Origin of the sequence: Staphylococcus sp. SB1-57, from assembly GCF_017086425.1 — a bacterium.
Lineage (GTDB): Bacteria > Bacillota > Bacilli > Staphylococcales > Staphylococcaceae > Staphylococcus > Staphylococcus warneri_A.
Window position 1 is genome coordinate 845,164 of the sequence record NZ_CP070964.1, and the last position, 26,081, is coordinate 871,244.

Sequence of the window (26,081 nt, forward strand, 5' to 3'; positions counted from 1 at the left end):
GAGTTATTATGTATTTTGTTATCGCAATCTTTACAAGTATTAGTTCGTTAGTAAGTTTATTTTATGCAATCGATGCATGCATTAAAACTAAACAAGTGAATGCACTTTATGCGTTTGCTAGAAGTTTTTCAATTGCATTATTGTGCGTCGCAACACTATTCTTTATAAATCATCTATTTTTATTTGCTATGACATTTTTAATGGCTTTAATCCAATTAATAGATGGTTTTATAGGATTAAAAATTAAAGATAACTTAAAAGCTTATGGACCATTTTCATTAGCAATTGTAGGATTTATTTTATTGATTTTTATTTAGATATATTTATTGAATAAGATGAAAAAAGGTTAGACCACAAATTGAGTTGGTCTAACCTTTTTGTTATATTATCTCAAATCATCAATTGCTTTTGCGATTGAATCAAATACATGTGGAATATCATCTTTTTCTACACAACTAAATGCGATTCTAATATCAGTTTCATTTAATGCGATGACACCAATTGAATATTTCTCAATTAAATGCTGACGTAATGTTTCAGGATTTACATCTTTAACTTTAATTGCCATAAAGTAACCAGAATTAAAATCATATGCTTGCCAATGAGATTGATATTGATCCGCATATACGACTGTTTTTGTTATTTCATATCGTTCTCGTAATGTCGTTATATTTTGTTCAATTTCTTTATTAAATTGAACATTATTTTTAAGTACATGTTTAACAGCACTTTGAGATGGTAGTGGGCCACTTGAAATATTGCTACGTATTAATCCTTTAGTTTTGGCTTCTAATACATCTTTAGTAGATGCGTCTTCTACACCAAATGTAATAAATCCTACACGGAATCCCCATGCAAAGAATTCTTTAGTTGCACCATCTAATCTCACTGGAAGTACATTTTTAGATTGAATATTTGTTAATGCAGTGAATAAAGATTGAGTATAGACATCTTCGTAAAACAATCCATAGTACGCATCGTCAATCACAGCTACCACCTGTGTTCCTTTTTCTGCTAATGATTTAATTGCATTGACAATGGTTTGTACCTCTTCATTATTAGGTGTGTAACCAGTAGGGTTATTCGGATAATTAAGAATCATTATGACTTTATCTTTATTATAAGCTTTTAAAGATTTAACTAATGATTTCGTAGTATAGTGACCATTTTCATCAAAGATTGGATATGTGTCGATGTTTGCATTGTGTCGTGTGTTAAATACTAATTTATAGTTTCCCCAGTTATGCTCTGGTAATAAAATAGTATCACTTGAATTGATGAATAGGTCGGCTACAAGTGAAAGTCCATGCGTAAGTGCATTGGTAACAATGGGTCTTGTCATGACTTCTTTAGTTAAATCAGGACTATCTTTTAACATTTTTTCTTGCCATAAATCACGCAATTCTTCAATACCTTGAGGTGGTGCATATGGGAAGATTTCATCTGGTGACAGTTCATTAAACATTTGATTTAGAGCATTGGCATACATTTTACCGTTGTCATTGGTTGCCATACCAATTGTTGCATTATACTTTGTGCTCTTTGCTTCAGCAGATTGAGAAAGAATACCTTTTGGATAAAACATATTTTGCCCTAAATCTGAAAGCATAGAAAAGATTTCAGGATTTGACTGTTTTAGTTGTTCGTTTAAATTTTGGGCTAATGGGTTCATATTGGATAACCTCTCTTTTTTAAATTAAAGTCATTATCCTTATAGTATCTTGAAATTGTCCAAAGATAAAGTATTGTTATTAAAGATTTAATTAATATTAATTATTCAGCAAAATATACGAACATGTGTTCTGTTTTATGTTAAGATAAGTATAGGTCATCGACATTTATGACACTTTGCATTTGGGAGGTGTAGTATAATGACGTGGTGGCAAGATGGAATTATAACTTTATTAACAGGTGGCCTACTTGTTATCTTTCGAGTTTGGTTAGAAATTAATTGGAAAGATAAATAGATGACCATACACAAAATACCCTAAGCCTGCTGGTACCAGACTTGGGGTTGTGTAGTATAATTTGTGGATACAATTATATAGTAACATCGCGATATATATATCGCAATCAATATAACGTTTGAATGAATTTTAGTAAAAACTGATAGTTTGATATAATTTAAAATAATGAGGTGAATTCAATGAAGCATATGACTAAAATATTTGTAGTGTTAGCAATCATATTATTCATTATAGGTTATTATTTGCAAGCTACAGGAAATGAATCTTCAGGAATAAAATTACTGCTTGCTGCTATTATGTTCATAATATGCGCATTTATAAGTAGAAATAATGATCGACGTAAAAATAATCATAAAAAGTAATCAATTTAGAAATGAATTGTTGGAAACAGTGTGTAGTTTACATGCTGTTTTTTTAATCTGTATATATTGTTTATATATAATTTGTTATCGTCCAACCATATGTATAAAGGAGAATCATATATATACTTTACAAATTTGTATATAGTGTGTATATTGATTATATACAGAAGAAAAGGGGGACATCAATGAAAATTATTTTGAAGAACACCAGTGAATATCCCATTTATGAACAAATCAAACAACAAATTAAAGAGAACATTTTGAAAGGATACGTTTCTTCTGGTGAACATTTACCATCTATGCGTGAATTAGCAAAAGACTTACAAGTTAGTTTAATTACAACCAAACGCGCATATGAAGATTTGGAAAAAGATGGTTTTGTTACTACGATTAGAGGTAAGGGAACGTTTGTGAAAGAACAGGATAACTCAATTCTAAAGGAAAAGCAGTTCTTTGTGATTGAAAATTTAGCAAAATCAATGACGAAAGAAGCAAAGACAATTGGCATGTCTTTAGAAGAACTACAAGAAATTCTTTCCTTAATTTATGAGGAGGAAGAATAATGAATGCTATAGAATTGAACCATGTTAATTATTCTAGACGGAACTTTAAATTGAAGGACGTATCATTCAATGTGCCTCAAGGATTTGTTACAGGATTTATTGGTGCTAATGGTGCAGGGAAAACGACAGTCATACGATTAATTATGGATTTATTACAATACGATAGTGGAAGCATTTCAATTTTAGGTGACAGTATGTTAACGAATCCTATTAAGATAAAAAATAAAATAGGCTTTGTTTATTCAGAAACATACTTTAATGAAAAATGGACTATAAAAAAGTTAGAAAATATCATTTCTCCTTTTTATCAAGATTGGGATAGTTATTTGTTTAATGATTATTTAAGTAGATTTGATTTACCGTATAATCAGAAAATCAATCAATTTTCTAATGGTATGAAGATGAAATTGTCACTGGCTATTGCATTTAGCCATCATGCTGAGTTATTTATTTTGGATGAGCCTACTTCGGGTTTGGACCCAATTGTAAGAAATGAAGTATTAGAAATTATTCAACAAGAACTAATTGATGAAGATAAGACAGTTTTCATTTCTACACATATTATTTCAGATTTGGAAAAGATTGCTGATTATTTAGTATATATCAGAGACGGTGAAATGATATTAAATGATTCAATTGAATCGTTAATGAGTAAATTTCAAATTATTAAAGGTAATCATAATGATTTAGATGAAGAATTGGAAGAATTATTAATCTACAGAGAAACTAGGAAAACTGGATATACAGCTTTAACACGACATGCACAAACATTTAAAGAAATATTCGGAAATGATATTGAAGTTCAAAATCCGAGTATAGAAGAATTAATGATTTATTTAGAAAAATTTAAGAGTAAATCATATGAGCCCCTTACTTTAGAAAGTGAGGATAAAAAATGAAGCAATTATTAATTAGAAATATTAAATTAAGATACTGGACTCTTATTTTGTATATAGCATTGATTGTATTTTATCCAATATATAGCTTCATAATGAAACCTAATCCGCTCATGAATTCTGTTATGGCAATACCGCTTGGATTAATTTTAATGATAATGTCTATACTCGATGCTGGTCATTTGTTTAGATTTCATCGACGATTAGGTGGGAATCGATCAAACTTATTTTTTGGAAGTTTACCAGTATCCAAGAAGGATATGTTAAACGCCAATTATTTAACATGTATCTTCTTTACTTTATTTGGTGCAATTGTGATTACTTTATACGGTTATGAATCAGATTCTATTCAAACCAATGCAATATATTTCTCAACTACATATGCCTATATTGTAGCGAACTTCTTATCGATACCAGTAGCTTTTAGAAAAAGTACTGAGTATAAAACTGAGGGAGTATCATATATTGCTTATATCATTTTGATTATGTTCGCATTACCATTTCTATTATCCGTCACCTTGATTTTAATTAATTATATATTTTTAAATCATAGTCAAATTCCACAATTTTACTCTTATTTTTTAAATTATGGATTTGTACTATTAAGTATTATAGTTTTAATCATTAATTACGTTTTACAACTAAATAAAATTAAGAAACATACACTTTAAAGGAGGTCTACAATGAAGTTAGAACAAATAACAAAAAAATATGGCCAAAATACTGTTATAGATCATATTGATTTTGATTTTGGAAACAGTCAAATCGTAGGATTAATCGGTAAAAATGGTGTAGGTAAAACAACACTAATGAAAGTAATGAATGGGAATATTATTAATTATGAGGGGAAAGTTAATTTACCTAATAATGAAAATGTTGGTTATTTAATTGAGCATCCTAAACTATATGATAATAAAACAGGTTTATATAATTTAAAATTATTTGCACAAGTATTAGGTAAAGGATTCGATAAAGAATATGCGGATCACATCATTGATGCATTCGGTATGAGACCTTATATCAAGAAAAAAGTGAAAAAATATTCAATGGGTATGAAGCAAAAATTAGCTATAGCAGTTTCATTAATGAATAAACCAAAATACCTTATTTTAGATGAACCTACAAATGGTATGGATCCAGATGGTTCGATTGACGTATTGAAGACGATTCAATCATTGGTTAAACAGTTAGAAATGAAAATATTGATTTCTAGTCATAAATTAGAGGACATTGAACTCATTTGTGATAGAGCTGTATTCTTAAGAGATGGTACATTCGTACAAGATGTCAATATGAAAGATGGTGGACCAAAAGATAGTACGATTATTTCAATCGATACAGAAGACTATCAAAATGCATTAGAAATGTTAACAGAAAAATTCCATGTTCAACAGTCTAATAAAGAAAATGGAGAAATCATAATCAAAGCGCAAAAAAATTATAAAGATGTACTTGAAGCATTAGCAAAACTCAATATTTATCCTAAATATATTGAAACACGTAAAAGTTCATTACGTGATACTTACTTTAATATTAATCAAAGAGGTGATAAATAATGAGATCTTTACAATTAGTAAAACATGATTTAATTAGTATTTTTAAAAGTCCGCTCACGTACATTGCGTTTATACTTGTCATTGGTTTAACTGTCTTTCAAGCTGTCATGATGGCAAATTATAGTCCTGGACACAAAGTGGACTATACAATGGTATTTATCATGGCCAATTGGTTATTCTTATTTGCAGGTTTATTATTTATTATCAAAACAATTACTCGAGATTACTCACAAGGAACAATTCAATTATATATGAACAAAATGAGTAGTAGAATTGGCTATATTGTTGCTAAAACAATTTCAATGATTCTAATTTCATTTTTATTTACACTTGTTCAATATATAGTGATTATTGTAATTGAATCTACAACTAAAGGTAAAAGTATTGACGGAGATAACTTTTTAACTAACATTTGGTTCTATCTTATCTTTTTCCTATTCTTTGGATTATTTTTATTTTTAATTACATTAGCAGTTGAAAAACCAGCTGTTATATTTACGTTAGGCATTTTCTTATTATTAATTGTGCCATTTATCCAACCGCTAGTAGGTTTAATTCCAAACATCGGTGATGACATTCATAAGTCATTTAAATACATTCCATTCACATATTTAACTCAAAAAATGACTGAGTCCGATGTTTCATTTACACATTGGCAATGGTTTATTTCTATAGCATCAATCGTAGTGCTATTTATTGTTAATGTATTATATGCAGCTAAAAGAGATATTTAGAATAAGTGATTACCGGGGCTTGATAGTCCCGGTTTTTAATATTTTAATTTAAGAGAGAATAAGGCGTTAAAACGGGAGATTTCAAAAGAAAACGAAGCTATCTTACTCAAATAGCTTCGTTATATATAGGTGTTATTTATAAAGCATTTGATCAATAATTGAATTGTAAACTGCTTTCCAGAATGTGGAATCTGTTTTATATCGATTTGAAATAATTAAATGTGTTTCTTTAACTTTATCTTCATAATCCGGGTGATCTTTACTTGGTAAAGTATCTTCACGTAAATTCGTAACAAATGATTGAACTTCTTTAGCACGTGGACCCCAAACTGTTTCTTGTTCATAATTATCATTTAAAAATACAAAAATAGGAATTGAACGTGATTTTCCATTTGTTAAATATTGGTCTATAAGATGTGTATCATCATCTCTATGGAACACTTTGACTTCTAATTCTAGGGCTTCAGCAATATGTTTAAGTATTGGAAGATTCATCATGGCATCGCCACACCAGCCTTCGGTAATTACCAATACTTTAGAATAGTTAGATGATTTTAATTTCTGTAATCTTTCATCATCTTCAGGTAACTTAAAGGAATCATAAATTGAAACGAGATTGTCTTTATTGTCTTGCATCTGCTCAATATAAGGTCCGATGTCTTGACTGTTTTTAAAATATGTTTCTAAATTGGTCATCGAAAAAACCTCCTTTAATCATTTTATATATTATACCAATTTTTATAATGTAAATAAATTAAAATATTTTAAAAATTCTCTCATTTTAGCAAATACCTACCGTGAGATGAAACTAAATACACCTTATGCTATATTTATTATAATAAGTTGAAAGTGGTGAACATCTTTGCGCATACAGAATCGATGGATAATTAGTACGCTATTCTTAATATTAGCCATTTTACTTCTGATAGGTCTTTCATTTTATAAAAATATAAAAACCGTTGATTTATCAAGTGCATCAATAAATGGGATACATTTAAATGAACAATTTCATAAAAAGGATTTTAATGTAAATAAAAATATTAAAGTAGATCGTTACACATTTTATAATCATAAAAAGTATGATGATTTAACAGTTAAAGTACATAAAAAGAAACACGTTGTTAAAGGCATTGTACTTGTTAAAGATAAAGAGATACATACAAATTTTGGTGTTAGAATTGGGAGTCATATTGATGAAGTTATTAATGATTTAGGTAGTAATTATCAAAAAAGTAAAATAGGTAAGAACTATCAATCAATAACTTATCGAGATCGTGAACATCATATGAAATTAAGTATTTTATATAAAGATGATATCGTGAAGCGGATTGAATTCTTTAGTAAGTAACTAAATAGTTGAACATTAGTATTGCAACTAATTGAAAAAATAGATAGAAAGAGTGACAATACTATGGATAAAATTACATTTTTGAATGAATTAGAAGTCTCATTAGACGAACTACCTCGCAAAGAAAAAGATAAAAAAATGTATGATTATGAACATTACTTTTATGAAGAGGAACTGAAAGGTAAATCTGAAGCGGAAATAGTTAAAGCGTTAAAAGAGCCTAATGATATAGCTAAACAGGTCAAAGCGCATAGCGCGATTGAATATGCTGAATATAAACCAACATTTCATAATACGTTACGAGCTGTTACGGCTTCATTAAGTTTAGGTTTGCTATCAGTATTTTTAGTATTAATTCCAGTGTTTTTCATATGTATGATATTCGTTATTTTGTTTATTGTTTCCGTGTTATTAATTTGTGCACCTTTAATTTTAGTCTTATCGTCTTTATATAAAGGTATACATGATTCAGTAAGTAATATTCTTTTTTCAATAGCCTATACAGGACTCGGATTAATGTTGATTGTTATAACATTTAAAGTATTAGAAACGATATATAGACTCATTCTAAAATATTTGAGATGGTATATTAAAACAGTTAAAGGAAGCGTTCGAAGATGAGAAAGATAATGTTTTCAGGTCTTATCATTTTTCTTGTTTTCTTTATAGGTGCTACAGTTTGCTGGTTCACCTTTGAAAAACAGAATTATGAAGAAACGAAAATTAATAAATCCTATCCTAACTCTAATTTTAAAAATATATCAATAAACACAGAATATACTAATGTTAAGGTGGTTAAAGGCTCTAAATTTAAAGTGAAATATAATGGGGATAATAAAGTAAACTTAGTTAACAAGAATAAAACACTGAAAATTTCAGAAGTGAAAAATGTTGATAGAGGCTACGCTATTAATTTAAATCCGTTTAGAAAAGATGACAATCAAATTGTTATCGAAGTGCCAAATGGAAAATTAAATGCTTTTTCTTATGTATCTAAAGGTGGTCATTTGAACGTAGATAATATTACTACTAATCATTTAAATTTACTGAGTACCAATTGTTATGTGAAATTTAAAAATCTAAATGTTAATGATTCAGATATTAAGGCTAATAGCTCACAATTTTTAATTAAAAAATCTACTTTAAAAAATAATAATGTAAATCTAAATAGTGGGTTTATAAATGTTTATGATAGTAATATTAGCGATTCTATTTTTCTATTAGGAGAAGGAGATATTTATTTTAATAGTATGTCACCAAGAAGCGATATCAAGGCTTCTACTAAAAAAGGTGATATTCATTATTCTTATAAAGATAAACCAGAAAATACTTTGTTGAAATTACAACCAGGTAAAGGAAAGGCTTTAATTGAGAATAAACATTTTCATGAAAGTAAAGTAGGTAAGAGTGACAATATTCTTGAATTCTATACAGTTGATGGGGATATAGTTATAAAATAAAGGAAGATAAAGTACAAAACGAGACAAGTTTAATTGTTCTCGTTTTGTACTTTTTTAATGTGTGGCAAAAGTTAAATCTGTATCAATGACGCCTTCAAATGTTCTTTGCGTGAGCTCTTCGCCTTTAAGCCAAGCATTAAAATCTATACTTGAAGGTATCTGATTCTCACCTAAAGACATCCATGCGGTAAGTGATTGTGGTTCGTACATCGATGTATGAATGGTACCAGACCAACTGTTGAAAAGTTTGCTATATATGTCGTATTGTGGATCATTAAATAATTTGAATGCTTGATGCTTATCAAGTTGTGTATGTGTTTGATTAATGACGCGTGCTAATCGTTCTTTAGATTCTTTAGTATAATTTCTATTTTCATGCGTTAGTAATTCAAAATGATTTGTACAAATAGTATCATATCTAACATTGATATCTCGTGGTGTAATTTCTACGATGGCATGATTTAAAGATTGGTCCATTAAAATATAACTAAAAGAACTACGGTGTGGTATCTCTTTTAACAGTTGAATCGCTTCGTCGACATTTTTACAGAGTTCTAATATTAATCTACCTACCATATAACAAACGAATCCATTTGCTGGTTTTTTACGATGCATAAAATTATATGCCATTATTAAACCAGCTTCATTCATACCGTCCATACGTCCAGTTACTCTTGATGTTGGACCAATTTGTGCTAATCCGCCATCATTTGGTTGGTATAATAAATATCTGCCATCATAAGTAGCAGGATGATAATCATAATTTCTTACTAAATAATCCGCCCCGTTAAATACGGTACAACCACTTTCTTTTAAATCAGTAAAACGATAATGTGCAAAGTTTAAAATCATTTGACGTGTTGGTAACTTTAATACATCCTGCATACCCATGAGTTCTTCCCAAATTTTAGGTGCATACGTTTGAAAAATAGAATGTGTTTCGTTAATATCTATATCAAATCTAGGAATTCGCTTTTTCCATTCTTTTTCTCTATTTTTCAAGAGGTCAGTTTGTTTTAACCATTTGGCGGTTTGTACGCCTAAATCATAATGTGAACCTCTATAGCTCATAATTTCAGATTGAACGCTTTGCATATGAAAGTACTCCTTAATCAAAATTTACACTTTGTAATATAATGTTAATGTTACATTAATTGTTATTTTATGTAATTATATATATAATAAAATTGTAATTAGTTACTGATAGCATTGAGAAATAATTTATTTTGGGGTGATATCATGCGTAGCAAATATGATTATATAAAAGGCGCAATTTATAATTGGTGGCATAAATAATTATAATATTGCACTGACGGCTGATGAATAAATCAGTCGTCTTTTTTATAGTTATATCTTATCATAAAAATTTTTATAAAGAGAGCTTATAAAAATAGTAAAAAGGGTATGTATTTATTGATAACGATAAATATGCTATCATAATGTATTGTAGATATGCATATAAAATGTAGAGGTGAATTTTAATGTGGAACTTTATTAAAGGTTTATTTAAATTTGTATTTAGTTTAGTAGCTATCACTACAGTTGTTGTAGGTGTAGGTGTAGTTGCATTTGCTTATATTTTCAAAAAAGACTTTGAAGATATCGAAAGAAAAACTAAAGAAATCGTTTCAGATATCGAAAATAATAATTAATTTAAAGATTAAATTAATGAAAGCGTCACTGATGAAATTGTCATCAGTGGCTTTTTTATTTGCTTGAGTTTGAAAAGAAATTAAGTAGGGGAAATACGCACGATGTCTAATAAAGAAAGTTTGAATTTATCAGAAGAATGAGATGGATAGCCTTCAACTTCAAAAGTTATAGCATCAATACGTTCAATATTAAGTTCGATAGATTTAAAGTATCCGTCATCATAATACTGTACAACTACTGGCTGATTTAACTGCAAGGACTGATGTAAACGAAAATTCAAATCAGATAATTGATCATCAGAAAGTACAGGGCGATCAACCTTATTTTGATCTATGATATATTGATGAATCGTTTCAAATTGTTCAGGTAAGGTAGCAAATGGTTATATGTATCTAAAAATTTAGAGTTTATTTTGTATAATATGTATAAATAAAATTATCTGCTGTTTAACAAATTAATCTTTATCTATATCAATTTTATTATGTATTATATGTATAATATGAAAAGTTATTGAATTAGTGTATTATTGAAATAAATTTAGGAAAGGGATTATATTATGAAAATAGTAAATGTGAATTCTAACAGTGGAAAGAACTTTATGATAATTGACAGTAATTTAAATCCAGTTGAAGATGTTACCTATTATTTAAAGTATTTAGAGAGTGTTGATAAAAGTGAGAATACTTTAAAGACATATGCTTATTGTTTAAAAAGATATTTTATGTACCTTGAGTTAATAGACAAAAATCATAATGATGCAACTTTTGATGACTTAGTAGATTTTGTAATGTGGTTAAAGACACCTAAGAGATATAAAAAAGTTATATATAAAGATAGACTACTAAATAGTAAAAGTGCTAGAACTATAAACTTAACTATTACTGTAGTTACTAATTTTTACGATTACTTATTTAGAACTAAAAAAATTAATGTAGATATTGCTAAATCAGTTTTAAAAGAAAGTAATCGTAAATCTTCATATAAAAGCTTTTTAGATCATGTAAATACTAATAATTTGTTATTTACAAACACATTGAAAGTCAAAGAGCCAAGAGAAAAAATGAAAATATTGAGTACCAGTGAAATAAAAGAGTTAATAAATGCATCAAAAAACCTAAGAGATAAATTTATGGTTCAATTATTATATGAAACGGGATTGCGTATTGGGGAATTGTTGTCACTTTACATAGATGATATCAAATATGATTTGACTAACGGACATCAAATTATTTTGAAAACTAGAAGAAATAAAAATGGAGCTAGATTAAAAAGTGGAGAACGTAAAATATATATTTCACAATCTTTGATTGATTTATATGATGATTATCTGTATGAAGTATTGGATGAAGTTTCAACTAGTTCTGAATTTTTGTTTATTAAAATTAGAGGTAAGCATGTTGGAGATCCCTTAGATTATAATGACGTAAATTCGATATTTAAACGTTTAAGAAAGAAAACTGGAATAAATGTTCATCCTCATCTGTTAAGGCATACTCATGCTACTATTTTTTACAATAAAAGTAAAAATATAAAACAAGTTCAAGAACGGCTTGGTCACAGTAATATACAAACGACTATGGATTTGTATATACACAATGACGATCAGCTTATACGTGAGAATTGGGAGAAAGTGAAAGATTCGTTCCAAATATTTGAATAGGGAGATTGACATGAATAATAGCGTTCAAAATACAAATGAATTTTTTCAAAGTAAATTTAAAAAGGAACTTTGCTTTTTAAAAAGTAAAAGTATAAATTCTGAGGGGAATATCACTTACACGGATATTTATAGTGACTATTTTTATAAAAATGATGTATGGCATGTTTCTAATTTTAAGATTTTCAATCAATTTCATGATGATTTAAAAAGATATAGTGGTAAAAGGAAAAATGTGTTTTTTAATTTCAAAAATAAGAACTTAAATCTAGAATTTAAATATATTTGTCTTAAATTTATTGTTACTGAGTATTGGTCTTTAAACTCTTTATTCAATAGTGGTGCAGTACATATTAATAAAATTGCTTCTTTTTGTAATGAAATATTCCCTGATTTAAATTCCTTGCTTGACTACGAATTTAGTAGTTTAGAAAAAGAATGGATTAAATGGTTGGAAAATCGAAATGCACCAACTTGGAAAAGGTCGAAAAGTGTTGTTTTTGGAAATTACAAAGTAAAAGCGCCTTTAGCTGCAAGCTTAAAAAAGTTTTATAGGCAGTTTTCAAAAATGGTTGACGACAGAGAAGAGTGGGATAAAGACATATGGGATATAAGAAATTTAGAAATATATGGTTTGGCTTATAATAAAACACTTACTGGTAACTATTTAAATTTCAAAAGTATAGGCTCATTTAATATAAGAAATTCCGTGAAACGATATTTGAAACAACGATTAATAACAGGAAATCTAAATTTTGCGACAGGTAGAGTGTACGTCAGGGTTTTAAGTAGATTTTTTAACAGTGTACATAATCAAGAACCTAATTGGAATGACTTGAATAATTTAGAAAGAAACCATATGGAAGTGTATATAGATTCTATTTTTAAATATGCAAAAAGTAAAAACGTACGAAGTGTAAAAAATTTTGTGCGGGAAGAACTCAAATTAGTTAGAAGGTTTTTGAATGATATAATTATGGAAAAATATAGCATAGCACCAATAGAAGATATAAGATTTCTATTTTTGCCACAAGACCTGCCTAAACATGAAAAAATCGAAAAAAATCAAATTGATTATATTCCTGATTTTGTATTAGATCAATTATTTGAAAATATAAATTCCTTACCTGAAGAAATCATACCTATCATTTGGATAGCATTTAAAACGGGTTTACGTATATCAGATGTATTAACTTTAAAAGATAACTGTCTTACTAAAATTAATGGTAAATATTCTTTAGTTACTGATATTGCAAAAACTTTTGTAAAAGGACATAGAATACCTATAGATGAACAATTAGCTAATATATTAGCAGTTTTAATTGCAAATTCTAAAAGACAAAGTACTAAGGACAATAATCCTAATAATTATATATTTGTTACATACAAAGGTAAGAGAAAAGGAATGCCATATACGCAACACTTAATTCGTTCTCATCTAAATCATTTAGCTAAAACTAAAAATATTGTTGATGAAAAGGGAGAGATTTTTCACTTTAAAACACATCAGTTTAGGCATACATATGCTGTTAAGTTGCTTAATGGTGGAGTTGATATTCTAACAATTCAAGAACTGTTAGCTCATGCCTCTCCTGAAATGACTCTTAGATATGCAAAACTTCTTGATGATACTAAAAGAAAAGCATTTGAATCAGTTATTGATCAAGGGGCATTTACCTTTGATATTGATGGTAAAGTAAAAAATATTAAACATAGCAGTAAACTTTCTGAGGATGCATTGAACTCTTTATGGCAAGAGCATAAATTAAATGCTATGGACAATCCATATGGTACGTGCCATGCAAGGTTAAAAGGTAACTGCCCATATATGGAAGCACCACCATGTTTAACTTGTAATTCAGGTAAACCATGCAAAGATTTAGCAATAGGATTTTCAAATTTAGATGTAGAAAAGTATGAATTGCTTGTTAAATCTACCATTAATTCTATAGAGGTAGCTAAAAATTTTAATAGAGATGATATGGTAGAAAAGCATGTCAATTTATTAGAAAAATATGAAGACATATTAAAAAATATAAAAGATGGAAATATTATTTTTGGTAGAAATAATAGGATGAAAACATAGGAGGACTTATGGGGAATTATGATAGAAAAAAACAAATGAAAGAAATACATAAAAGAAAAAAAGCTAATACAGAAATAAAAGTAAATTCTGCAATAGAAAGGCTCTTAAAAGAAAATATAGAGATTAACTTTAATGTTGTTTCTAAATATGCAAATGTTTCAAAAGCTACTTTGTATAATCATAAAGAAATCCGAAATAAAATTGAAGAATTGCGTAAACACAACACTCAATCAAATGTAATTCAAGCCAAAAATGATGGGAAAAATGCAATTATTGAATCCTTGAAAAGAAAAATTAAAAAATTAGAAAAAGAGAATAAAGCATTAAAGAATGAAGTTAACGTTTTATATAATAAAATGTATGAAAACCTGTAAAAATTCAATATACGCTATTATTTAAAAAATAAAAAGTGAAACATAAAAATACTATGAATATCCCCTTCTTATTTTAGTTAATTACTATTTGTATGGTTACTTTAAAATATGTTGTTAATATATTCTCTATATAAAGTATAGTATTTATTATTGGAAGTATTGAAAAATGAAAAGGATTTTTCTAATACATTGAATTTCAAAATGAATCCAGTATAAGTTTTTATATAACCGTTACTCCAATATTCAATTGTACAAGGTTCATTGGATTGAAGTTTTTGATTAACTATATAATCTAATTGGTTCAAAGCATCATCAGATAATAAGGGATTTGCAATTTTGTTTTGACCTTGCATCACTTCATTTAATATTTCGTATTGTTCAGGCAAAGTGGCAAAAGCTCTCCATTTGATGTTTCCACGACCTTGAGGGATTTTGGGATTCAAATATTCTCTTGGGATTTTTCTATAGTCCGTTTCATATTTATATTCATCTGGAATGTTAGAATTGAGTAACATAAAAGCACCTCAATATTATAATAGAACGTATGTTCTATTTTAGCAAGGGTTTTACTCATTTGGATTTGAAATTATTCTAAAAAAGTGTTAAGTTTAATATATCAAAAAAAGTTGATTTATTATTTGGAATATTGGAGGGAAAACTTTGGTGGTAAATCATGCAGGTAATTTATCTGTAGATTATTTTATTGGTTATTTAAAGTTAGTTATGACTTCAAAAGACATATATTTAAATGAAGCTGTAGCATATATGAAAAGTTCTTTCTTCAAAGATAATATTGAAGCATACGGTGAAATAACAGCACATAACTTTAAACAAGCAATTCAAGAACTTAAATAACTATTTGATAACAGAATGGAAGTGATTAAATGGAAATAATCAAGGTCAATCCAGATGCAGATGAAGAAGAACAATTAAACTTTTATGAAAAGGTGTTTGAAGCACTTGCTGATAAAATTAGACTTAAAATTTTACATTCAATACGTCAGAGTGATACAAAATCTTTGTGTGTCTGTGATTTGGAAGAATTATTAGAATTAAAGCAATCTAAACTTTCTTATCATCTAAAAAAATTAGTAGATGCGAATATTCTTATTGCTGAAAAGTATGGTACATGGAACTATTATAAAATTAATGAGCGACAAATACAGGTAGTTTTAAATAAAGATACTTGCTGTAAGATACTATGAGTATCTTCTTTTAATACAAAAAAGATCAATTTTTTTTGATTAATTAATCAAAAAAAGTTGATTAAAGAAATCCGGAGGCATTATACTGATGTTAGAATCAATTATAGAATTTATAAAAACATTTTTAATGCTATTTTTTGAATTATTAATACTGTTCATAATCGTAAGTTTTATTGTAAGTCTAATCCAACAAGTAATTTCGGAAGATAAAATCAAAAACATGTTAAGTAAGCCTAACCAAGGAATCAATTATTTTTTTGGGATGATATTTGGTGCGATTACTCCCTTTTGTTCTTGTTCAACTATTCCAATACTTGCAGGTCTATTAAATTCTAAAGTACCTTTTGGTCCAGCGATGAGTTTCTTAATTGCTTCACCATTAATGAATCCATTAATGGTGTTTATGCTATGGGTTTTATTGGGCTGGAAAGTTGCAATAGTTTATTTTATTGTACTAGCAATATTTAGTATCTTTACAGGTCTTGTGTTTTCAAAAATGAATTTGGCTGAAAGTTATAAAGGCGTAAATGTTAAAGGAGATGGATTTTTTGCCAATAAAACGGGATCTCGTTTTAAACAAGCATTAAATGATGCGTGGGCATTTTTATATCCAATGCTTCCTTACCTATTTATTGGTGTATTTATTGGAGCATTCATATATGGATTTGTACCCGAAACATTTATTACAAAATACGCAAGTGGAGATGGCATTATATCCGTATTCATTGGATCTGTTATAGGCATTCCAATGTATATCAGACCTGAAACAATGTTACCTATAGCTGAGGCATTAGTATCAAAAGGGATGTCTTTAGGAACAGTAGTTGCGTTGATAATAGGTGGTGCCGGTGCAAGTATTCCAGAAGTAGTATTATTATCTAAATTATTCAAGAAAAAATTTGTAGTCTCATTCGTAATCGCAATTTTAGTTGTAGCTATTGCTACAGGATTAATAGTTAATACGATTGTTTAAGTTTAAGGAGGATAAATTAATGAATCAAGAAACTTCAGTAATCAATAGATATGGAAATGCTGCTAAAAAACATGAAGAAAATTTATGTTGCCCAGTAGAATATGATACAAAGTACTTAAAGATTATACCAGATGAAATCATAGAGAAAGACTATGGTTGTGGAGATCCTTTAGGTAAAATCAAAGAAGGAGATACAGTATTAGATTTAGGTTCTGGTGGTGGCAAAGTTCCTTATATAGTTTCTCAAATTGTTGGTGAAACAGGCAAAGTTATTGGCATAGACATGAACGATGATATGTTAAATCTAGCTAAAAAATATCAGAATCAAATGATTGAAAGAATTGGTTATGATAATGTTATTTTTCATAAAGGAAAAATTCAAAACTTAAAATTAGATTTAGAAGAACTCGATAAATATATACAAGAACATCCTGCTAACAACTTAGATACTTATCAATCTATTAAACAATATATTAATTACTTAGAAAATGAAATGACTATGATAAAGGATAATAGTATAGATGTGGTTATATCAAATTGTGTTCTAAACCTAGTTTCAACAGATGAAAAAGAAGCACTATTCAGAGAAATTTATCGTGTTTTAAAAGATGGTGGTAAAGCAGTAATCTCAGATATCGTTTCTAATGTAGAAGTACTTGAAAAGTTGAGACAAGACGAAAACTTATGGAGTGGTTGTTATTCAGGAGCCATTGAAGAAAAATCATTTGTAGAGGCTTTTGAAAAAGTAGGATTTATGGTGTAGAAATTGATAAACGCGAAAAGACATGGACTACTATTGAAGGTATTGATTTTAGAAGTATGACGATTATAGCTCACAAAGGTAAAGAAGGTCCATGTATTGATAAAGGACAATCTGTTATATACAAAGGTCCATTTAAACATATTGAAGATGATGATGACCATATTTTTGAACGAGGCGAAAGAACCTTTGTATGTGAAAAAACCTTTAATATATTAAACCAAGAACCATATAAAGATGTTTTTGAATTTATAGATGAAAACGAAGAAATAATTAATAAAAGTGAATGTTGCGATACATCATGTGGATGTTAAATAATAATTAAAGGAGGTGTTACAATGGAAAAGAATGCATTTAAAAAAGCAATTTCTAAATTAAAACCAAAAGAACAAGCTTGTTGTTCTGTAGAAATTGAAGAAAAAAAAGAGAAAACAGAAGAAAATAAAGAAAAAAATCAGCATAAAAATGATGGATGCTGTTAAGTTGAGTCATTAAATCGTGAGAGAATATCAAAATTCTTTCACGATTTTATTATAAAACACGATTTTATTATAAAAAGATTTTACATATTATATATGACTAATACGTAAAAAGGACTATAAAGTAAGCATTTGTTATAAATTAGTACATATAACAAAAGGTGCCCATTTAACCATGCTGCGGCCTTTCGGGATATTTCTATCCAATTGATTGCGTGGAATATGTCGATAGTCCAATTGATTATTATTTAAATCCGTAATCATCTTTCAATCACCTCAATATTTATACTTCTATTATACGAACGTACGTTCTGTTTTGCAAGTGGTATTTCGATAGAATCATGTGTGGTTATCAACAAATAAAATTTAAGTATAGAGGTTTATGACTAAAATCATGCCCAAACGTTTGTCTTTATATATATAATTTTAATAGAATAGAGATAAGTGATAAGGAGGCGTTGACGAAATGACTAAAGGTTATATTGGTTCATATACGAAGAAGAATGGGAAAGGGATTTATCAATTTGAATTAGATGAAAAAAAGGGACAAATAGTTGAAGTAGCGACTGGTTATCAACTAGAAGCATCAACATATGTAACGAGAAATAATCTTTTTCTATATGCTATTACAAAAGAAGGAGACAATTGTGGTGTCGCAAGTTTTAAAATAGCGGAAGATGGTGAATTAACATTAATCAATAAATGTTTGGATTCTCAAAATGGCACAGGATGTTATGTTCAAGTATCGACAAATGGTGAGTTTTTATTTGAAGCGGTTTATGGTGCAGGGTTAGCTCGAATTTATCAATTAAATCCAACTACTGGTGAAATAGAGAGCTTAATTCAAGAACTAGCGCATGACTATCCACTTGGACCTCATGAAAGACAAGAACATCCTCATGTGCATTTTTTAAACGAGACACCAGATGGTCAATATGTAGTAGCAGCTGATTTAGGTACAGATCGACTTGTGTCATACACATTTAGTGAAAATGGTTTGAAAGAACATGCTGTTTCAGAATTCAATGCAGCTGATGGTACGCGTCATATTGCATTCCATGAAAATGGAAAATATGCATATGTCGTACATGAATTATCAAATGTTGTTAGCGTGACTCAATATGAAGATGGGCGTTTTGAAGAATTAGAACGTCATTTAACAATTCCAGAACATTTTGATGGTGCAACTAAACTTGCAGCAGTACATTTATCTCATGACCAACAGTTCTTATATGTAAGTAATCGCGGTCATGATAGCATTGCAATTTACAAAGTGTTAGAAAACGGAGCTAAACTTGAATTGGTTGATATTGTCAAAAGTGGCGATGCATTCCCACGAGATTTTAATATCACAGAATCAGATGATTATTTAATTTGTGCACATCAAGAAGGCCTTTCTAAATTAACGGTATTCGAAAGAGATAAAGAAACAGGTACATTAACTTTAAAAGATCAATCAACTCAGGCACCAGAAGGCGTTTGTGTCATGTTCTAAAAAATAGATCCCATAAGCGATATCGCTTATGGGATCTACTTTTTAATTTTTGAAAAATGCTTTAATATACTTAAATTTGCCTTTATAAGGTGGGAAAAATAGGCTCGACTCTAAACGTGTCGATTTAAAAGTATATGATTTATCATGAGAAAATGTATCAAATGAGTATTTGCCGTGATAGTTTCCAATACCCGATAGACCTACGCCGCCGAATGGTAAATTGGGATTTGCTAAGTGCATCAATGTATCGTTAATTGCGCCGCCACCAAAGGCAAGTTCATTAAGTACACGATGCGTTGAATTTTCATCTTCACTAAATAAATAAAGGCTTAAAGGTTTAGGACGAGACTGGATTATCTCAAAAGCTTCATCAAATTGATCATAACTGATGATTGGTAATAATGGACCAAATATTTCTTCTTGCATAATTAAATCTGAAGTTTGAATATCATCAATAATAGTGGGTTCGATGAATAAATCAGATTCATCACTATGACCACCAAAAATGATATTGCTTTTATGTTGTTGTAGTAATTCGTTTAAGCGATTAAAATGCTTTTGATTTACAATTCTGCCAAAATCTGGACTAGATTGAATGCTTTTTCCATAAAATTCATTTAAGGTTTGTTTTAATGCTTTGATAAAATCATCTTTTACTTTTCGATCTACTAAAATATAATCTGGAGCAACACATGTTTGACCTGCATTTGTAAATTTACCAAAAGCAATTCTCTCACTAGCTACTTTTAAATTAGCTGTTTCATCGATAATTACAGGAGATTTACCACCTAATTCAAGTGTTACAGGAACGAGGTTTTCACTTGCAGCTTGATAAACAATTTTACCTACTTTATCACTACCAGTGAAGAACATATAATCGAACGGTAAGTGAATAAGGTGGTCTGTTTCTTCAATACCACCTTCAACTACAGCAATATAGTCAGGTTTATAAACATCTTCAACAATTTTACGAATGACTGAAGATACATGAGGCGTTAGTTCTGATGGTTTAATAATCGCTGTGTTGCCAGCTGCAATCGCACCGATTAATGGTTCAAATGTTAATTGTACTGGGTAATTAAAGGGACCGATAATAAGAACAGTGCCATAAGGGTCTTTTTTGATATAACTTTTTGTAGGGAAAAGATAAAGTGGTGTATCTACTTGTTTTGTTTTAGACCAATTTTTAAGCTCTTTACGGGCTAATTTAATACTTTTTAACAATATACCAATTTCAGTAGCATATGCTTCAACATTACTTTTACCTAAATCTTTTTGTAAAGCTTCAAGTATCTCGTTTTCATGATGTTTAATACTCTTGCTTAACAACTTTAATTGTTGTTTTCTAAATTTAATATCTTTAGTTTGATGTGTTTTGAAAAAAGCTTTGCTATTTTCAAATAGTTGATCAATTGAATTCAAAAGTTGAACCTCCTTAAGTTGGATTTGAGATAACAATATTCTCAAGAAAAAATGCTTAACATATCTTTACCCGATTACCACAAAAATAATTAATTTTAATATAAAAAATTAACCTGAGACATTAAATCATGTCCCAGGCTCAATACAATCAAATACATTTATTACTAATAAAATTATTTAGTTAAAGCTTCAGTAATTTGAGGTACAACTTGTTTTTTACGAGATACAACACCTGTTAAGAATGCCATATCGTCTTCTAATTTAACGTTGAATGCTTCGCCAACTTTATCTTTTTCAGCACCTACAACTAAAATTTTAGAATCGCTATTAATGATATCAGTTACAACTAAAACGAATAAATCATATTTTTCTTCAGCGCTTGATTCTAGCATAGATTTTTCTAATTCTTCTTTACGATCTAATACTTCATCAATATCAACTGTGTTAACTTGAGCAATACGTGTTACGTAATCTCCCATAGTAAATGATTTAGCATCCATATCTAATAATACATCAGCAGATTTATCAGTAGTAGAAGCGCCTGCTTTAAGCATGTCTAAACCATAAGCATCTAAGTCGACGTTTGCTATATCTTTTAAAGCTTTAGCTGCATTGACATCTTCATCAGTGCAAGTAGGAGATTTAAATAATAAACTATCTGAAATAATTGCAGAAATCATAAGTCCAGCAATTTCAGGTTTAATTTCAAATCCACGTTCTTTGTACATTTTGTATAGAATTGTTGCTGTACAACCAACTGGCTCTGCTCTGTAATAAAGAGGGCTAGCTGTTTCAAAGTTTGCAATTCTGTGATGATCTACAACATGTTTAATTGTGGCATCGGCAATTGTATCAGCACTTTGTTGGAATTCGTTATGGTCAACTAAAATAACATCTTGACCATCTAAATTATCTTCTAATAATTCTGGTGCATCTACTTTAAAGTGATCTAATGCATATTGAGTTTCAGCCCCAACTTCACCTAAGCGATAGGCTTTAGCGCCTGCATTTTCTGTTAATTGTTCAAAGTCAGCCATAATAATAGCTGATGAAATTGCGTCAGTATCTGGGTTTTTGTGTCCAAAAATGTAAGTGTTTGCCATGGATAAATGTCTCCCTTATTCATTAGTTATTTTATTGATATTATATAGTTATTTTAGCATGACTATAGCTTATTCTTCTACCTCTGCGCCCAATGAGTTTTGAAAATGATCTAATGCCCATTCATGTCCAGATGGATTAAAGGAAGCGACGCCATTCTTCGGTACATGTATCTTATAACCTAAATTATATGCAGAAATAGCAGTGTGTAACACACATATATCAGTACAAACACCAACGATTTCTAATGTGTTAATTGTTCTTTCGCGTAATAAACTATCTAGAGGTGTACCGTAAAATGAATCATAACGTGTTTTATCTAAGTAATGCATATTGCTTTGATGTTTATTCGCTTCATAAATTTCTCCCACAGTACCATAGAGTTGTCGTCCTGAGGTACCTGCAATATTATGGGGTGGAAATAGCTTAGATTCTGGGTGATAATTATCATTTTCGTAATGTAAATCCATCATAAAAAAGATATTGTCATTATTTTCAATATAGCGATGGATGCGATCTGTTATAAATGTTTCTAATTTTTGTCCAGGTTCTCCGCAAGATAACTTTCCGTCAGGTGCAATAAAGTCCACTGAGTAATCTACTACAATTAAAGCCTTTTTCTCCATTCAATAACATCCTTCCCAACATAAACATAACTATTGTTTACAATCCTGTCATTCAATTTCATTAAGTTAATTAAAAATTCATCTAATATGCTTAAAAAATGTTTTATAAGATTAATCATAGTATATATATTTATCAAGAGGACTACAATTAAATATGAAACAAAGGAGAAATTGGATGTTCATAAATGTGAAAGATTTTGGCGCAGAAGGTCAAAATAAAGTAAAAGATACTAAAGCAATTCAAAAAGCATTGAACAAAGCAAAAAATGGTGAACATACGGTGTATATCCCAAAAGGGACGTATCATATTGGCAAAGCGTTAGTGATTTATGATTCTACAACACTGCTTTTAGATGATGAAACAGTATTATTGAGATATAGCAAAGATGCACTGTTAAAGAATGGAAAACCCTATATTTTCTATCATGAATATAGAGGAAATAGTCATATACATATTAAAGGTGGTACATTTGATATGAATGGCTCTAATTTTCCATATAACAATACAGCTATATGCATGGGACATGCAGAAGACATTCAATTTATAGGAGTGACTTTTAAAAATATTGTAGGTGGGCATGCCATAGATGCGTGTGGCTTAAATGGATTAAGGATAGCGAATTGTTCTTTTGAAGGTTTCTTAGATATTGATGGTGATAGATTCTTTTCGGAAGCAGTACAATTGGATATCCAAGTGCCAGGTGCATTTCCGAAGTTTGGTACCACCGATGGGACGATAACTAAAAATGCCATTATAGAAAATTGTTATTTTGGACCGTCAGATGATCCTAACATGAAACCTTGGAATAGGGCGATGGGATCACATGCGAGTCGATATCATCGATATTATGAAAATATTCATATCAGAGACAATGTGTTTGATCACATTCAAGAATATGCACTAACGCCACTAAAATCTCAAAATACATTTATATCTAAAAACAAGTTCATAAATTGTGTAGGGGGCATACGTTTTTTAGGTGTCAAAGATGGTAAAAACGCAGCGGATCCTTATACTGGTAAAGACATGGGGACACAAGCAGGTTCTAATTTTAATGTGATTGGCAACGAATTTATTGGGAAAATGGAAAAGGATGCTATACACATTAGAAGTTATAATAATGTGAAACATACGCAAATATTTATTGCAGGCAATACATTTAATGATAAATCTCAAAAAATACATCTCGAAGATATCGATGATTTAACATTGAATCAAGATGATCATTTAGTGTCTATAGAAAAAAAGAATGTAGAAAACATAAAATAATACAAAAACGCTTTTCCCTAGATCTTAAAGTATGGGAGAAGCGTTCTTTATTATCTTATTTATAAAATGAACCAATAAGTTTAGTTTCAAAATCAAGTGTATTAAGGATAGTTATGACTTTTTTGACATCTTGTGATATAGGAGCATCTGCTTGAACAAAAAAGTGATATTGGCCGAGCTTAGTCTTAAGTGGTCGTGATTCAATCCATGATAAATTAATATTAAATAAAGCAAATGTATTTAATATACTCGCTAAAAGGCCGGGTTTATCGTATTTTGGTGTGATTAAAAACATTGACGTATTCGTATTGCTATCGAAATTATCATGGTTTTTAATGATTAAAAATCGTGTAGCATTGTGAGCAAAATCTTGGATATGTGTATCTAAAATTTCAAAATCATAATCATTTCCGCTAGCTAGTGGAGCAATAGCCCCAATATGGTCATTAATCATATCCAAACCTTTAACAGTGCTATCAACATAATCGTAATCAAATTGATGTTTCATAATATAATTTGAGGTTTGACTAATGGCTGGTGCTATAGAATAAACTTTCTTGATATCACTTATTTGACTACCAGCTTTACCGTATAAAGCAAAATCAATATCTAAATGTAATTCACCATGTGCGTAAACATTTTGCTGTGCAAGTGAATCAGCAACGATATTAATTGTTCCTTCGATTGAATTTTCAATTGGCACAATGCCTATTGAAGCAGTATCTTGAGAAACATATTTAATCACTTCGTATAAATTGGCTTTGGGTATAAAGTCATAATGTTGTATTTGATTTTGATTAACAAACTTTTGAGAAGCTAAATAGGAAAATGTACCTTTTGGACCTAAATAATATATTTGCATGCCTTCACCTCTATTGATGTGTTAATGGAAGGGGCACTTTGTCTCACTTGATTGTTTATAGAAAAAGTTTGGATCTCGCATCGTATTATCATAACCATGATGATAATTATTAGTCAGCGTCGGTGAAATAGGTGGTGCTAACCATGACCATTTACCTGTTACTTCTCTCTGATGCTTTGTTTCGTTCTTTTCAAACATTTCAAATTGTTTAGAAGCTGTTAAATGATCCACAATTGATACACCTTGTGATTTAAATGAATGATAAACAGCGTAATTAAGTTCGATAAGTGCTCTATCCTTATTAAAAGAATTATTTTTAAGTGTATCAAACTCGAACACTTCTGCAACTTTTTCTAATAAATCATAACGATAGCTATCAGTAAAATTCCTAACTGCGATTTCAGTAACCATGTACCAGCCATTAAATGGTGCAGTAGGATAGGTAATGCCGCCAATTTGTAAGTCCATATTCGAAATGATAGGTACTGCATACCATTTTAAATTTAAATCTTTCAATTTAGGGTATCGGTCATGCTCGATTATGACTTCTTTGATTATGGATTTAGGATATTCATAATATTTAATTGGTCCGTCATTGATTTGATAAATGAGGGGTAATACGTCGAAGTCTCCACCATTTCCTTGCCATCCCAAATGCTGTGCTAGCGTCGTTACATCACGTTCAGATGGGTCACCACAATTCTCATAACCTGCATAACGTATTAATTGATTATTGTAGATCTTAGGAGGTTCGTCAGGACTGAAAATCGTTATATAAGGTTTAATCTTTCCGTCGTTAGTTCCCTTGATAATATGGTCTTCAATAGCTTCTAAAAAATGTGTTTCATCATTAATATCTCTAGCATCTTTGACATTAAGTGACTCCCAAAAAAATCTACCGATACAGCGATTTGAATGTCTCCAAGCCATTTTGGCACCGTAAGTTAATTCTTCTAATGTATGCGTGTAGGTACCTGTTTTTAGAATCTCATGATTAATTTCTTTAATTCTATTATCGATTTCATCTTGCGTATAATTTAATTCAGAATACATCGTTTGGATAAATGTTGTTGCTTTATCTATTAACATTTCAAACACCTCATTAGTATTATAATCGACACGATTGATTTACACATTCAATAATGATAATTGTCACGAATTTGTCGCAACGTCTAAGATATATGGGCAAAGTCATATGATACTTGAAAGTAAATTTTGATAGCATTCATTTA

General features: G+C 29.4%; 30 protein-coding genes and 2 pseudogenes. 22 read left to right on the plus strand and 10 right to left on the minus strand.

The genetic code is table 11. The features are described 5' to 3' along the window. Window positions 1-8: 8 nt before the first annotated feature. A complete protein-coding gene (locus tag JX000_RS04120) occupies window positions 9-317 on the plus strand; it encodes a hypothetical protein (protein ID WP_124227767.1) in 309 nt (102 codons plus the stop codon). 68 nt (window positions 318-385) lie between these two features. Here JX000_RS04120 and JX000_RS04125 read toward each other — a convergent pair whose 3' ends face one another. Beyond that, window positions 386-1,672 carry an aminotransferase class I/II-fold pyridoxal phosphate-dependent enzyme gene (locus JX000_RS04125; RefSeq protein ID WP_206140917.1) on the minus strand — a complete coding sequence of 429 codons (1,287 nt, stop codon included), beginning with the start codon at window positions 1,670-1,672 and terminating at the stop codon, window positions 386-388. Window positions 1,673-1,871: 199 nt separating this feature from the next. Between JX000_RS04125 and JX000_RS12100 the strand changes: the two genes are divergently transcribed. The 7 genes from JX000_RS12100 (at window position 1,872) to pmtD (ending at window position 6,078) form a co-directional block, all read left to right on the plus strand. Continuing rightward, entirely contained in the window at window positions 1,872-1,967 is a 96-nt protein-coding gene (locus JX000_RS12100) for a Trp-rich small protein (RefSeq protein ID WP_100066986.1), read from the plus strand. Window positions 1,968-2,146: 179 nt separating this feature from the next. Further along, window positions 2,147-2,329: an SE1626 family protein gene (locus JX000_RS04130; protein ID WP_002452229.1), complete on the plus strand. Its 183-nt coding sequence runs from the start codon at window positions 2,147-2,149 to the stop codon at window positions 2,327-2,329. A gap of 185 nt (window positions 2,330-2,514) precedes the next feature. Further along, entirely contained in the window at window positions 2,515-2,892 is a 378-nt protein-coding gene (pmtR, locus tag JX000_RS04135) for a PSM export ABC transporter transcriptional regulator PmtR (RefSeq protein WP_002452230.1), read from the plus strand. Further along, entirely contained in the window at window positions 2,892-3,791 is a 900-nt protein-coding gene (pmtA, locus tag JX000_RS04140; RefSeq protein WP_124227765.1) for a phenol-soluble modulin export ABC transporter ATP-binding protein PmtA, read from the plus strand. Before pmtR ends, pmtA begins: the two co-directional genes overlap by 1 nt. Further along, the gene (gene pmtB / locus JX000_RS04145) at window positions 3,788-4,459 is read left to right on the plus strand and encodes a phenol-soluble modulin export ABC transporter permease subunit PmtB (RefSeq protein ID WP_002452232.1); all 672 of its coding nucleotides are present in this window, start codon (window positions 3,788-3,790) and stop codon (window positions 4,457-4,459) included. The genes pmtA and pmtB overlap by 4 nt, the downstream gene beginning before the upstream one ends. A gap of 12 nt (window positions 4,460-4,471) precedes the next feature. Further along, window positions 4,472-5,344: a phenol-soluble modulin export ABC transporter ATP-binding protein PmtC gene (gene pmtC, locus JX000_RS04150; protein ID WP_002452233.1), complete on the plus strand. Its 873-nt coding sequence runs from the start codon at window positions 4,472-4,474 to the stop codon at window positions 5,342-5,344. After that, window positions 5,344-6,078: a phenol-soluble modulin export ABC transporter permease subunit PmtD gene (gene pmtD, locus JX000_RS04155; protein WP_002452234.1), complete on the plus strand. Its 735-nt coding sequence runs from the start codon at window positions 5,344-5,346 to the stop codon at window positions 6,076-6,078. The genes pmtC and pmtD overlap by 1 nt, the downstream gene beginning before the upstream one ends. Before the next feature lie 132 nt (window positions 6,079-6,210). Here pmtD and JX000_RS04160 read toward each other — a convergent pair whose 3' ends face one another. After that, window positions 6,211-6,774, minus strand: coding sequence for a thioredoxin family protein (locus JX000_RS04160; protein ID WP_206140918.1), 564 nt, complete (start codon window positions 6,772-6,774; stop codon window positions 6,211-6,213). A gap of 166 nt (window positions 6,775-6,940) precedes the next feature. On the opposite strand from JX000_RS04160, the gene JX000_RS04165 reads away from it, so the two are divergent. From JX000_RS04165 to JX000_RS04175, 3 genes are all read left to right on the plus strand, one after another. Then, window positions 6,941-7,426: a hypothetical protein gene (locus JX000_RS04165; protein ID WP_002452236.1), complete on the plus strand. Its 486-nt coding sequence runs from the start codon at window positions 6,941-6,943 to the stop codon at window positions 7,424-7,426. A 63-nt stretch (window positions 7,427-7,489) separates the two neighbouring features. Beyond that, window positions 7,490-8,047, plus strand: coding sequence for an HAAS signaling domain-containing protein (locus tag JX000_RS04170; protein WP_002452237.1), 558 nt, complete (start codon window positions 7,490-7,492; stop codon window positions 8,045-8,047). Continuing rightward, entirely contained in the window at window positions 8,044-8,886 is an 843-nt protein-coding gene (locus JX000_RS04175) for a DUF4097 family beta strand repeat-containing protein (protein ID WP_124227762.1), read from the plus strand. The genes JX000_RS04170 and JX000_RS04175 overlap by 4 nt, the downstream gene beginning before the upstream one ends. 54 nt (window positions 8,887-8,940) lie before the next feature. Here the strand turns inward: JX000_RS04175 and JX000_RS04180 are convergent, their stop codons facing one another. Then, window positions 8,941-9,981, minus strand: coding sequence for a C45 family autoproteolytic acyltransferase/hydrolase (locus tag JX000_RS04180; RefSeq protein ID WP_206140919.1), 1,041 nt, complete (start codon window positions 9,979-9,981; stop codon window positions 8,941-8,943). A 386-nt stretch (window positions 9,982-10,367) separates the two neighbouring features. Here JX000_RS04180 and JX000_RS04185 point away from each other — a divergent pair, with 386 nt between their 5' ends. Then, entirely contained in the window at window positions 10,368-10,538 is a 171-nt protein-coding gene (locus JX000_RS04185) for a hypothetical protein (protein WP_002466153.1), read from the plus strand. Between the two features lie 80 nt (window positions 10,539-10,618). Here JX000_RS04185 and JX000_RS04190 read toward each other — a convergent pair. Continuing rightward, a pseudogene (locus JX000_RS04190) lies at window positions 10,619-10,921 on the minus strand (YolD-like family protein); the annotation flags it as partial. A gap of 174 nt (window positions 10,922-11,095) precedes the next feature. Here JX000_RS04190 and JX000_RS04195 point away from each other — a divergent pair. Genes JX000_RS04195 through JX000_RS04205 form a run of 3 tightly spaced genes read left to right on the plus strand, consistent with a single transcriptional unit; the run spans window position 11,096 to window position 14,656 of the window. Beyond that, a complete protein-coding gene (locus tag JX000_RS04195) occupies window positions 11,096-12,199 on the plus strand; it encodes a tyrosine-type recombinase/integrase (protein ID WP_206140920.1) in 1,104 nt (367 codons plus the stop codon). A 10-nt stretch (window positions 12,200-12,209) separates the two neighbouring features. Then, on the plus strand, window positions 12,210-14,282 hold the full coding sequence (locus JX000_RS04200; protein WP_206140921.1) for a tyrosine-type recombinase/integrase: 2,073 nt from the start codon (window positions 12,210-12,212) through the stop codon (window positions 14,280-14,282). A gap of 8 nt (window positions 14,283-14,290) precedes the next feature. Further along, the gene (locus JX000_RS04205; RefSeq protein ID WP_115395587.1) at window positions 14,291-14,656 is read left to right on the plus strand and encodes a DUF6262 family protein; all 366 of its coding nucleotides are present in this window, start codon (window positions 14,291-14,293) and stop codon (window positions 14,654-14,656) included. A 101-nt stretch (window positions 14,657-14,757) separates the two neighbouring features. Here JX000_RS04205 and JX000_RS04210 read toward each other — a convergent pair whose 3' ends face one another. After that, a complete protein-coding gene (locus JX000_RS04210) occupies window positions 14,758-15,171 on the minus strand; it encodes a YolD-like family protein (RefSeq protein WP_115395586.1) in 414 nt (137 codons plus the stop codon). Window positions 15,172-15,319: 148 nt separating this feature from the next. On the opposite strand from JX000_RS04210, the gene JX000_RS04215 reads away from it, so the two are divergent. The 6 genes and pseudogenes from JX000_RS04215 to pglS all read left to right on the plus strand — a co-directional run bounded on the left by JX000_RS04215 (window position 15,320) and on the right by pglS (window position 19,568). Continuing rightward, entirely contained in the window at window positions 15,320-15,511 is a 192-nt protein-coding gene (locus tag JX000_RS04215; protein ID WP_081583071.1) for a hypothetical protein, read from the plus strand. A gap of 29 nt (window positions 15,512-15,540) precedes the next feature. Further along, window positions 15,541-15,861 (plus strand): ArsR/SmtB family transcription factor, encoded by a 321-nt coding sequence (locus tag JX000_RS04220; protein ID WP_206140922.1) that lies wholly within the window; start codon window positions 15,541-15,543, stop codon window positions 15,859-15,861. A gap of 88 nt (window positions 15,862-15,949) precedes the next feature. Beyond that, window positions 15,950-16,834 (plus strand): permease, encoded by an 885-nt coding sequence (locus JX000_RS04225; RefSeq protein WP_206140923.1) that lies wholly within the window; start codon window positions 15,950-15,952, stop codon window positions 16,832-16,834. Window positions 16,835-16,853: 19 nt separating this feature from the next. Next, window positions 16,854-17,908, plus strand: a pseudogene (locus JX000_RS04230) (methyltransferase domain-containing protein). A gap of 24 nt (window positions 17,909-17,932) precedes the next feature. Further along, window positions 17,933-18,076: a hypothetical protein gene (locus tag JX000_RS04235; protein ID WP_181876035.1), complete on the plus strand. Its 144-nt coding sequence runs from the start codon at window positions 17,933-17,935 to the stop codon at window positions 18,074-18,076. A gap of 463 nt (window positions 18,077-18,539) precedes the next feature. Beyond that, the gene (pglS, locus tag JX000_RS04240; RefSeq protein WP_075778954.1) at window positions 18,540-19,568 is read left to right on the plus strand and encodes a 6-phosphogluconolactonase; all 1,029 of its coding nucleotides are present in this window, start codon (window positions 18,540-18,542) and stop codon (window positions 19,566-19,568) included. Window positions 19,569-19,610: 42 nt separating this feature from the next. On the opposite strand, the gene JX000_RS04245 is transcribed toward pglS, so the two are convergent. The 3 genes from JX000_RS04245 to JX000_RS04255 all read right to left on the minus strand — a co-directional run bounded on the left by JX000_RS04245 (window position 19,611) and on the right by JX000_RS04255 (window position 22,717). Further along, the gene (locus JX000_RS04245; RefSeq protein ID WP_124227759.1) at window positions 19,611-20,990 is read right to left on the minus strand and encodes an aldehyde dehydrogenase; all 1,380 of its coding nucleotides are present in this window, start codon (window positions 20,988-20,990) and stop codon (window positions 19,611-19,613) included. 173 nt (window positions 20,991-21,163) lie between these two features. After that, the gene (locus JX000_RS04250; RefSeq protein WP_124227758.1) at window positions 21,164-22,093 is read right to left on the minus strand and encodes a manganese-dependent inorganic pyrophosphatase; all 930 of its coding nucleotides are present in this window, start codon (window positions 22,091-22,093) and stop codon (window positions 21,164-21,166) included. 69 nt (window positions 22,094-22,162) lie between these two features. Continuing rightward, complete coding sequence (locus tag JX000_RS04255) at window positions 22,163-22,717, minus strand: cysteine hydrolase family protein (RefSeq protein WP_124227757.1); 555 nt, start codon at window positions 22,715-22,717, stop codon at window positions 22,163-22,165. Window positions 22,718-22,892: 175 nt separating this feature from the next. Here JX000_RS04255 and JX000_RS04260 point away from each other — a divergent pair, with 175 nt between their 5' ends. Continuing rightward, on the plus strand, window positions 22,893-23,987 hold the full coding sequence (locus JX000_RS04260) for a glycosyl hydrolase family 28-related protein (RefSeq protein ID WP_206140924.1): 1,095 nt from the start codon (window positions 22,893-22,895) through the stop codon (window positions 23,985-23,987). Between the two features lie 55 nt (window positions 23,988-24,042). Here JX000_RS04260 and JX000_RS04265 read toward each other — a convergent pair whose 3' ends face one another. Then, window positions 24,043-24,849, minus strand: coding sequence for a prephenate dehydratase (locus JX000_RS04265; protein WP_124227756.1), 807 nt, complete (start codon window positions 24,847-24,849; stop codon window positions 24,043-24,045). A 21-nt stretch (window positions 24,850-24,870) separates the two neighbouring features. Then, on the minus strand, window positions 24,871-25,938 hold the full coding sequence (locus tag JX000_RS04270; RefSeq protein WP_206140925.1) for a nitric oxide synthase oxygenase: 1,068 nt from the start codon (window positions 25,936-25,938) through the stop codon (window positions 24,871-24,873). Window positions 25,939-26,081: the final 143 nt, after the last annotated feature.

Bases quoted from the DNA above. Each gene is read 5' to 3' on its own strand.
- JX000_RS04120 (WP_124227767.1), top strand. From the start codon at position 9: ATGTATTTTGTTATCGCAATCTTTACAAGTATTAGTTCGTTAGTAAGT.
- JX000_RS04125 (WP_206140917.1), bottom strand. From the start codon at position 1,672: ATGAACCCATTAGCCCAAAATTTAAACGAACAACTAAAACAGTCAAAT.
- JX000_RS12100 (WP_100066986.1), top strand. From the start codon at position 1,872: ATGACGTGGTGGCAAGATGGAATTATAACTTTATTAACAGGTGGCCTA.
- JX000_RS04130 (WP_002452229.1), top strand. From the start codon at position 2,147: ATGAAGCATATGACTAAAATATTTGTAGTGTTAGCAATCATATTATTC.
- pmtR (WP_002452230.1), top strand. From the start codon at position 2,515: ATGAAAATTATTTTGAAGAACACCAGTGAATATCCCATTTATGAACAA.
- pmtA (WP_124227765.1), top strand. From the start codon at position 2,892: ATGAATGCTATAGAATTGAACCATGTTAATTATTCTAGACGGAACTTT.
- pmtB (WP_002452232.1), top strand. From the start codon at position 3,788: ATGAAGCAATTATTAATTAGAAATATTAAATTAAGATACTGGACTCTT.
- pmtC (WP_002452233.1), top strand. From the start codon at position 4,472: ATGAAGTTAGAACAAATAACAAAAAAATATGGCCAAAATACTGTTATA.
- pmtD (WP_002452234.1), top strand. From the start codon at position 5,344: ATGAGATCTTTACAATTAGTAAAACATGATTTAATTAGTATTTTTAAA.
- JX000_RS04160 (WP_206140918.1), bottom strand. From the start codon at position 6,774: ATGACCAATTTAGAAACATATTTTAAAAACAGTCAAGACATCGGACCT.
- JX000_RS04170 (WP_002452237.1), top strand. From the start codon at position 7,490: ATGGATAAAATTACATTTTTGAATGAATTAGAAGTCTCATTAGACGAA.
- JX000_RS04175 (WP_124227762.1), top strand. From the start codon at position 8,044: ATGAGAAAGATAATGTTTTCAGGTCTTATCATTTTTCTTGTTTTCTTT.
- JX000_RS04180 (WP_206140919.1), bottom strand. From the start codon at position 9,981: ATGCAAAGCGTTCAATCTGAAATTATGAGCTATAGAGGTTCACATTAT.
- JX000_RS04185 (WP_002466153.1), top strand. From the start codon at position 10,368: ATGTGGAACTTTATTAAAGGTTTATTTAAATTTGTATTTAGTTTAGTA.
- JX000_RS04195 (WP_206140920.1), top strand. From the start codon at position 11,096: ATGAAAATAGTAAATGTGAATTCTAACAGTGGAAAGAACTTTATGATA.
- JX000_RS04200 (WP_206140921.1), top strand. From the start codon at position 12,210: ATGAATAATAGCGTTCAAAATACAAATGAATTTTTTCAAAGTAAATTT.
- JX000_RS04205 (WP_115395587.1), top strand. From the start codon at position 14,291: ATGGGGAATTATGATAGAAAAAAACAAATGAAAGAAATACATAAAAGA.
- JX000_RS04210 (WP_115395586.1), bottom strand. From the start codon at position 15,171: ATGTTACTCAATTCTAACATTCCAGATGAATATAAATATGAAACGGAC.
- JX000_RS04220 (WP_206140922.1), top strand. From the start codon at position 15,541: ATGGAAATAATCAAGGTCAATCCAGATGCAGATGAAGAAGAACAATTA.
- JX000_RS04225 (WP_206140923.1), top strand. From the start codon at position 15,950: ATGTTAGAATCAATTATAGAATTTATAAAAACATTTTTAATGCTATTT.
- JX000_RS04235 (WP_181876035.1), top strand. From the start codon at position 17,933: ATGGAAAAGAATGCATTTAAAAAAGCAATTTCTAAATTAAAACCAAAA.
- pglS (WP_075778954.1), top strand. From the start codon at position 18,540: ATGACTAAAGGTTATATTGGTTCATATACGAAGAAGAATGGGAAAGGG.
- JX000_RS04250 (WP_124227758.1), bottom strand. From the start codon at position 22,093: ATGGCAAACACTTACATTTTTGGACACAAAAACCCAGATACTGACGCA.
- JX000_RS04255 (WP_124227757.1), bottom strand. From the start codon at position 22,717: ATGGAGAAAAAGGCTTTAATTGTAGTAGATTACTCAGTGGACTTTATT.
- JX000_RS04260 (WP_206140924.1), top strand. From the start codon at position 22,893: ATGTTCATAAATGTGAAAGATTTTGGCGCAGAAGGTCAAAATAAAGTA.
- JX000_RS04265 (WP_124227756.1), bottom strand. From the start codon at position 24,849: ATGCAAATATATTATTTAGGTCCAAAAGGTACATTTTCCTATTTAGCT.
- JX000_RS04270 (WP_206140925.1), bottom strand. From the start codon at position 25,938: ATGTTAATAGATAAAGCAACAACATTTATCCAAACGATGTATTCTGAA.